The organism is Streptomyces sp. NPDC003027 (assembly GCF_053591435.1).
Genome location: NZ_JBSFTU010000006.1, coordinates 188,980 through 197,003, shown reverse-complemented (window position 1 = coordinate 197,003; position 8,024 = coordinate 188,980). Strand labels below are relative to the sequence as shown.

The 8,024-nt window shown below is 67.9% G+C and carries 7 protein-coding genes; 6 read left to right on the top strand and 1 reads right to left on the bottom strand.

All coding sequences use genetic code 11. The annotated features are described in order from the left end of the window. A partial coding sequence (gene dnaK, locus ACWDX6_RS07685) for a molecular chaperone DnaK (protein WP_451484018.1) occupies positions 1-1,160 on the bottom strand: 1,160 nt, incomplete at its 3' end. A 216-nt stretch (positions 1,161-1,376) separates the two neighbouring features. On the opposite strand from dnaK, the gene ACWDX6_RS07680 reads away from it, so the two are divergent. From ACWDX6_RS07680 to ACWDX6_RS07655, 6 genes are all read left to right on the top strand, one after another. Beyond that, positions 1,377-1,958: a sugar transferase gene (locus tag ACWDX6_RS07680; RefSeq protein ID WP_451484017.1), complete on the top strand. Its 582-nt coding sequence runs from the start codon at positions 1,377-1,379 to the stop codon at positions 1,956-1,958. A gap of 143 nt (positions 1,959-2,101) precedes the next feature. Then, the gene (locus ACWDX6_RS07675) at positions 2,102-4,360 is read left to right on the top strand and encodes a (Fe-S)-binding protein (protein WP_451484016.1); all 2,259 of its coding nucleotides are present in this window, start codon (positions 2,102-2,104) and stop codon (positions 4,358-4,360) included. A 149-nt stretch (positions 4,361-4,509) separates the two neighbouring features. Further along, positions 4,510-5,364: a Yip1 family protein gene (locus ACWDX6_RS07670; RefSeq protein WP_451484015.1), complete on the top strand. Its 855-nt coding sequence runs from the start codon at positions 4,510-4,512 to the stop codon at positions 5,362-5,364. Positions 5,365-5,566: 202 nt separating this feature from the next. Further along, positions 5,567-5,953: a WXG100 family type VII secretion target gene (locus tag ACWDX6_RS07665; RefSeq protein WP_451484014.1), complete on the top strand. Its 387-nt coding sequence runs from the start codon at positions 5,567-5,569 to the stop codon at positions 5,951-5,953. A gap of 55 nt (positions 5,954-6,008) precedes the next feature. Then, on the top strand, positions 6,009-6,308 hold the full coding sequence (locus ACWDX6_RS07660; protein WP_451484013.1) for a WXG100 family type VII secretion target: 300 nt from the start codon (positions 6,009-6,011) through the stop codon (positions 6,306-6,308). A 1-nt stretch (position 6,309) separates the two neighbouring features. Then, a complete protein-coding gene (locus ACWDX6_RS07655; RefSeq protein WP_451484012.1) occupies positions 6,310-8,016 on the top strand; it encodes an RNase A-like domain-containing protein in 1,707 nt (568 codons plus the stop codon). The last annotated feature ends 8 nt before the right edge of the window (positions 8,017-8,024 follow it).

Sequence of the window (8,024 nt, the reverse complement as noted above, 5' to 3'; positions counted from 1 at the left end):
GTGTTGCGCTCGATCAGCTTGGTCATGATGCCGCCCTTGGTCTCGATACCGAGGGACAGCGGGGTCACGTCGAGGAGCAGGACGTCCTTGACCTCGCCCTTCAGGACACCGGCCTGCAGGGCGGCGCCGATGGCGACGACCTCGTCCGGGTTCACACCCTTGTTGGCCTCCTGGCCACCGGTCAGCTCCTTGACGAGCTCGGCGACGGCCGGCATACGGGTGGAGCCACCGACGAGAACGACGTGGTCGATCTCGGAGAGCTGGATGCCCGCGTCCTTGATGACGTTGTGGAACGGGGTCTTGCAGCGCTCCAGGAGGTCGGCCGTGAGCTGCTGGAACTGAGCCCGGGTGAGCTTCTCCTCCAGGTGCAGCGGACCCTCGGCGGAGGCCGTGATGTACGGCAGGTTGATCGACGTCTCGGTGGAGGACGACAGCTCGATCTTCGCCTTCTCCGCGGCCTCGCGCAGACGCTGGAGAGCCATCTTGTCCTTGGCGAGGTCGACGCCGTGGCCGTTCTGGAACTGCTTCACCAGGTAGTCGACGACCCGCTGGTCCCAGTCGTCACCACCGAGGTGGTTGTCACCGTTGGTGGCCTTCACCTCGACGACGCCGTCACCGATCTCCAGGAGCGACACGTCGAAGGTGCCGCCACCGAGGTCGAAGACGAGGATCGTCTGGTCGTCCTTGTCCAGGCCGTAGGCCAGGGCGGCCGCGGTCGGCTCGTTGACGATGCGCAGGACGTTGAGGCCCGCGATCTCACCGGCCTCCTTGGTGGCCTGGCGCTCGGAGTCGTTGAAGTACGCCGGAACGGTGATGACCGCGTCGACGACCTTCTCGCCCAGGTACGCCTCGGCGTCGCGCTTCAGCTTCTGCAGGATGAAGGCGCTCATCTGCTGCGGGTTGAAGCTCTTGCCGTCGATGTCGATCTTCCAGTCGGTGCCCATGTGGCGCTTGACCGACCGGATGGTCCTGTCGACGTTGGTGACCGCCTGACGCTTGGCCACCTCGCCGACGAGCACCTCGCCGTTCTTGGCGAAGGCGACGACGGACGGCGTGGTCCTGGCACCTTCGGCGTTGGTGATGACGGTGGGCTCGCCGCCTTCAAGAACGCTGACGACGGAGTTAGTCGTGCCCAGGTCGATGCCGACCGCACGTGCCATTTCGATTCCTCCAGCTGGCCTGACTTGAGTGGAACTGACTCAAGGATGCACGACGGACCTCACCGCGTCAACAGACATGAGTGGGGGCGACTCAACTCTTCGCCCTGAGGCTCACTCAAACAGGGGCCCTGGGCGCGTCGGTCCCCCTCATCGGACACCCCTCCGTGAGAGAGTCCGATACCTCACGAATATCCCACGAAAGGGTGTGGTGGGGGCATGACGGCCAAGCGCGGATTCGACCTCCTGGGCGGACTGGTCCTGCTGCTCACCCTCTCCCCGCTGCTCCTGGCCGTCGCACTCACGATCACTCTGGACCGGCGGTGGCGACAGGACGGGCCGGGGACGCCGCGAGACCGAGGGGACGGGCCGGAGGGAACGCCGCGAGACCGAGGGGACGGGCCGGAGGGGACGCTGCGCCGCCGGACCATGGCGGGCCGGGGCGGGAAGCCCTTCCGGATACTGACCTTCCGCACCCCCGGCCCGCTCGCCGCGCTGCCGCTGCTGCTCCATGTCGTACGGGGCGAGATGTCCCTGGTGGGTCCGTGCCCCCTCGTACCCGGCCACCGGGAGTGCGTGGGCGAGGCCCGCCGCCGGCTCGCCGTACGTCCGGGGATCACCGGACTGTGGCAGATCAGCGGCCGCTCCGAGCTGCCGTGGGAGGAGCGCGAGCTGCTCGATCTCCACTATGTGGACCATCACTGGCTCGGGATGGATCTGGCCATTCTGGCGCGTACGCTTCCAGCAGTCCGCAGACGTCGCGCGGCGGCGGGGAAGACCCGGCCGGCAAGGCTTGCCTGAGCGACACAGATCACCGCGGGCGCCGCTACAGCGCGGCGCCGCGAAGCGGTAATCTCGGCACGGACTGAATAAGTTACCGCTTAGTAGTGCCACACTCGGCAGTGTGGCACTCTCGCCTCGCAGGCCCGCCCGAGGAGCCCCTCATGCAACTCGCCGCGATCATCGTGTCGCTGGTCATCACGGTGGTGGCCGTCGCGCTGTTCGGCCGCGCCATCGCGCAGATCTACCGCTTCGTGAAGCTCGGCCAGCCCGTCCCCGCGGGCACCCGCACCGGCGACCCCACACAGCGCACCATCACCCTGGTCAAGGAGTTCCTCGGCCACACCCGCATGAACCGCTGGGGCGTCGTCGGCGTCGCGCACTGGTTCGTGGCGGTGGGGTTCTTCTCGCTGCTGCTCACGATCGTCAACGCCTTCGGCCAGCTCTTCCAGGCCGACTGGCTGATCCCGGTCATCGGTGACTGGCTGCCGTACGAGATCTTCACCGAGTTCCTCGGCCTGATGACGGTCCTCGGCATCCTGACCCTGATCGTGATCCGGCAGCTGAACCGGCCGGGCAAGGCGGAGCGCAAGTCCCGCTTCGCGGGCTCCAAGACCGGCCAGGCGTACTTCGTCGAGGCCGTCATCCTGATCGTCGGCGTCTGCATCATGACGCTGCGCGCGCTCGAAGGCGCCCAGCACCACGTGACCAGCTGGGAGCCGGGCTTCTTCGCCTCGTACCCGCTGATCGCCGCGCTCGACGGGCTGAGCCTGGGCACGCTCCAGAACCTCACCTACTTCTTCGCGGCGCTCAAGATCGTCACGTCCTTCACCTGGATGATCACGGTCTCGCTCAACACCAACATGGGCATCGCCTGGCACCGCTTCCTCGGCTTCCCGAACATCTGGTTCAAGCGGAACGCCGACGGCTCCACCGCGCTGGGCGCCCTCCAGCCGATGACGACCGGCGGCAAGGAGATCGACTGGGAGGACCCGGCCGAGGACGCCGTCTTCGGCGTCTCCCAGGTCGAGCAGTTCTCCTGGAAGGGCATCCTCGACTTCTCCACGTGCACGGAGTGCGGCCGCTGCCAGTCGCAGTGCCCCGCCTGGAACACCGGCAAGCCACTCTCCCCCAAGCTCCTGATCATGTCGCTGCGCGACCACGCGCACGCCAAGGCGCCGTACCTGCTCGCCGGCGGCGGCAAGGACATGGAGGGCAACGAGAAGGCGTCGGCCGAGGCCCTCGCTTCGGTGCCCGCCGCCGCTCTGGCCGAGGCCGAGCGCCCGCTGATCGGCACGCTGGAGGAGAACGGCGTCATCGACCCCGACGTCCTGTGGTCCTGCACCACCTGCGGCGCCTGTGTCGAGCAGTGCCCGGTCGACATCGAGCACGTCGACCACATCGTCGACATGCGCCGCTACCAGGTGATGATCGAGTCCGCCTTCCCGTCGGAGGCCGGCACGATGCTCAAGAACCTGGAGAAGAAGGGCAACCCCTGGGGTCTGGCCAAGAAGCAGCGCGTCGAGTGGACCAAGGAGGTCGACTTCGAGGTCCCGATCGTCGGCAAGGACGTCGAGGACCTCACCGAGGTCGACTACCTCTACTGGGTCGGCTGCGCGGGCGCCCTGGAGGACCGGGCCAAGAAGACCACCAAGGCCTTCGCCGAGCTGCTGCACATGGCGGGCGTGAAGTTCGCGATCATGGGCGGCGAGGAGAAGTGCACCGGTGACTCGCCCCGCCGCCTGGGCAACGAGCCGCTGTTCCAGCAGCTCGGCCAGGAGAACGTGGCGATGCTGAACATGGCCTTCGGCGAGGACGACGAGGACGAGTCGACCAAGAAGCCCAAGTCGGCGAAGAAGATCGTCGCCACCTGCCCGCACTGCTTCAACACGATCGCGAACGAGTACCCGCAGCTGGGCGGCGAGTTCGAGGTCATCCACCACACGCAGCTGCTCCAGCACCTCATCGACGAGGGCAAGCTGATCCCGGTGACCCCGGTCGACGGTCTGATCACCTACCACGACCCCTGCTACCTGGGCCGCCACAACAAGGTCTACACGCCGCCGCGCGAGATCATGTCGGCCGTCCCGGGCCTGCGCCAGCAGGAGATGCACCGCCACAAGGAGCGCGGCTTCTGCTGCGGCGCCGGCGGCGCGCGGATGTGGATGGAGGAGCGGATCGGCAAGCGCATCAACAACGAGCGCGTCGACGAGGCCCTGTCCCTCAACCCGGACATCGTCTCCACCGCCTGCCCGTTCTGCCTGGTCATGCTGACCGACTCGGTCAACGGCAAGAAGAACGACGGCAAGGCCAAGGAGTCCGTCCAGGTGGTGGACGTGGCGCAGCTGCTCCTGGAGTCGGTGAAGAAGCCGGCGGAGGAGCTGCCGGCGGAGCCGGAGCACGAGCCGGAACCGGCGCAGTAGCACGTACGACACGACAGAAGGGCCGTCCCCCGGGGGACGGCCCTTCTGTCTTTCCCGGCGCGGCTGTCACCCCTGGGGCGCCCCCTAGGGGATGTCACAGCTCAGTGGCAAAGGCGCGCCCTCACAGCGGGACCGGGTACGTTCGATACGTGGCTGGATTCAGGAACGGACGCGGCCGGGACAACCGCCCCCCGCAACAACAACCGCAGCAGGCGCCGTACGGGTACAACGCGGCTCCGCCGCCGTACCCGCAGCAGCAGTGGCCCCCGCAGGCTCCCCAGGGAGCCCCGCAGGGCCCGCCGCAGGGATACGGGGAGCCGGAGTACTTCGGGGACCCCTACCCGCAGCAGCACGCCGGCACGGCGAACAACCCGGGTCACACCCAGGCGTTCAGCATCCACGACGACCCCTACGGCAACGCCGCCACCTATCAGGCCGGCGCCGCCCCCGCGGCCCCCACGGGCCCGCGGCTGCCGTGGAAGGCCCTGCTGAGCGGCATCGTGCTGCGCCCCGCGCAGACGTTCCTCCAGATGCGGGACTACGCCGTCTGGGGCCCGGCGCTGGTCGTGACGTTCCTCTACGGCCTGCTGGCGATCTTCGGCTTCGACAAGGCCCGCGACGAGGCGATCAACGCGACCCTGTCGACGGCGATCCCGTACGTCCTGATGACGGGCGTCGGCTTCGTCCTCGGTGGAGCGATCCTGGGCGCGGTCACCCATACGCTGGCGCGCCAGTTCGGCGGAGACGGCTCCTGGCAGCCGACCGTGGGCCTGTCGATGCTGATCATGTCGATCACGGACGCGCCCCGGCTGGTCTTCGCGATGTTCCTGGGCGGCGAGAACGGCCTGGTGCAGGTCCTGGGCTGGCTGACCTGGCTGGCGGCGGGCGCCCTGCTCACGGTGATGGTGAGCCGCTCGCACGACCTGCCGTGGCCGAAGGCACTGGGCGCGTCGGCGGTCCAGCTGGTGGCGCTGCTGTCGCTCATCAAGCTGGGCACGCTGTAACGACGTACGTACGGGAGAAGGCCCCCGCCGGGAATCCGGCGGGGGCCTTCTCGTGTGGCCGGGAGTCGTCTCGACGTAACGAGGGTCACGTGCGGCGCTGCGCTCCCGCTCGCCATGTGCGCATGCAACGTTGCTAGGGTCGACAGGGGCTCCTGCAAAGCGAGTTGAGGGAACCTCAGAGCAATCAGAGGAAGGCGACACAGTGGGGAACGCCGATCTCGACGTCTCGGACGACGATCTGACCAGACTCGCCGGAGACCTCGACGCGATGCAGCGCCACCTGGACGGCCAGGTGCGGCGGATGGACGCGGTCGTCGACCGCATCGAGGCCGGCTGGAAGAGTGACGCGGCCAGGGGTTACCGGGCGCTGCACCGCGGCGTGGCCGAGGACGCGGTCCGTATCAGGGAGATCCTGGTCGTCCTGGAGGAGGCGCTGCGAATGAGCCGCGACGGGTTCACCCAGCAGGAACTGGACACCCTCCGCCGGATGCGGTCGGCACAGTCGCAGGTCGACGTCGCCCGCGAGGCCGCGGCACTGTCCGAGGGAACCACCGCCACGGCGCCCACCAGCCGAATACTCGACGTCTGACGTCCGAGTCCGGCGTCGACTCACGGATGAAATCACGGGGACACGGGGGACGGACATGCCCGACGACTACATAGGTGTCAGGTTCAGCACACTCCACGAGGCCGCAGGCGAGCTGGAGGACATACTCCGGCAGCTCAACCAGCGCCTGGAGACGCTGTACGAGCGCACGGAGAAGGTCGTCCTGGCCTGGCGTGGCGAGGCCAGGGAGGCCTTCGTCGAGGAACTCGACCAGTGGGACAAGCAGATGCAGGACCTCCAGGCCGCCCAAGCGTGGCTGCACGAGGTCGTCACCACCGGGCATGCGAACTACGCCGAGGCCCACCGCGCCGTACTGCGCGGATGGGGGACGAGCTGAGATGGGCACGCCTCCCTCCCCCGCCCCGCAGAACGGCACCATCGACGTCAAGCCGTCGGACCTGTTCCGGGTGTCCGGCCTGTTCGCCAAGGAGCAGACGGACCTGAACAAGGGGGCGACCACACTCCTCCACGAGCTGGGGGAGTACCAGGACGCGGGTGGCTACGGCACGTCGGCCCAGGCGTTCTCCGCCGCGTACATGAAAGTCGGCAACCGCTTCCTCGAGGCGTGGGCGAGAAGCGTGGTGAGCATCGGTGGCGCGGCCGTCGGTTTCACCACCACGGCCAACAACTACGTCAAGGCGGACGCCGCTTCGGACCCGAGCGGCACCAAGCAAGCCGTCACCATGGCTCCGCCGCAGGTCATCGACAAGGCGCCCGTCTACCCGCGCGTCATCGACCTGAAGTGGGGCGACGACGACGGCGGCGACCGGATCTGGGTCCGCATCCTGGAGTGGGTGCCGGATGTGGTCATGGACGCCATGCGGGTCGCGATCAAGCACGCGTACCGCATGGGCCGGGTCCCGGACGTCTACCCCTTCCCCGACCAGCACCACCTGAACTCCCTCTCCGGGGCGTGGGGACACGCGAACCGCACGCTCTTCACCACCCTGGGCAACCTCACCGGCCACGTGGCCCCCCTCACCGACCAGGCCAACAGCGAGTGGCACGACGCGATGCGGACGTTCCTGAGCTCGCTGTGGGGCACGACCGCCTGGGGCAGGAGCACAGCGGGGTACGAGTGGAAGCACGACACGGCGAGTTCGCCGTCCGGCGCCACCAACCCGGTGTTCGCGGTGCTGTCCGACACCAGCAGGAAGATCAGCGACCTGCTGCGGGAGTTCGCAGAGGCCGCGGTCGAACTGAACGAGAAGGTCTACGACGAGTACCTGGACGCGGTCAAGAAGGCCCTCCTCGACATCGACCTGAAGGACGGCTTCGACGTCAAGGACGTCAAGGGGCTCGTCAAGGGCCTGGTGAAGGGGGCGGCCTCGGTCGGCCTCAGCATCACCCTGAACATGGACACCAGCGCCATGAACGCCATCGTCGGCCGCTACGAGACCACGGTGGACGCTCTCACCCGGCGGTTCGACGCCCTGATGGGTCCCCTGGACGAGGCGTTCATGAGCGCTCCGAGCTTCCACGCCGAGGACGCGCGCGCCCAGTCCTTCGGCGCCCGGGCGCTGAACGACTTCAAGCCGGTGCACACCTACGCCGTCCCTGACGAGGACCCGAAGAACCACTTCTTCCCGATCGACCTGGCCGCCCAAGAGGGGATCGCGGGAAGTCATCCGGTCGACAAGCACGTCGGCAAGACGGACGAGCAGCTGGCCCAGCGTCTACGGGACCAGCAGACCGTACGACCCGACGGGACCGTGGCCCCGAGGGCCATCTCCACCTTCACCGATCAGGCCTCCGCCCAGCGCCTCACCCAGACGGTCCTGGACGACATCCGCAACGCGGAGCTGATCGAGCGGTGGATCGAGAAGCAGAAGGACCCCAACACGTACAACCCGAACTCGAAGCCGAGCTACAGCCTCCCGTTCAACGAGGTCACCGGGCGCTCGCTCAGCCGGGCCGACTACGACGCGGACGGCTTCCAGGCGCAGGCGAAGGACGTGCACAGCGTCAAGGTGACGCTCAAGTACATCGGCGAGCACACCGATCCCCCGTTCATCGTTCTCACCTCCATGCCGGAGGCGCCCTAGCATGCACA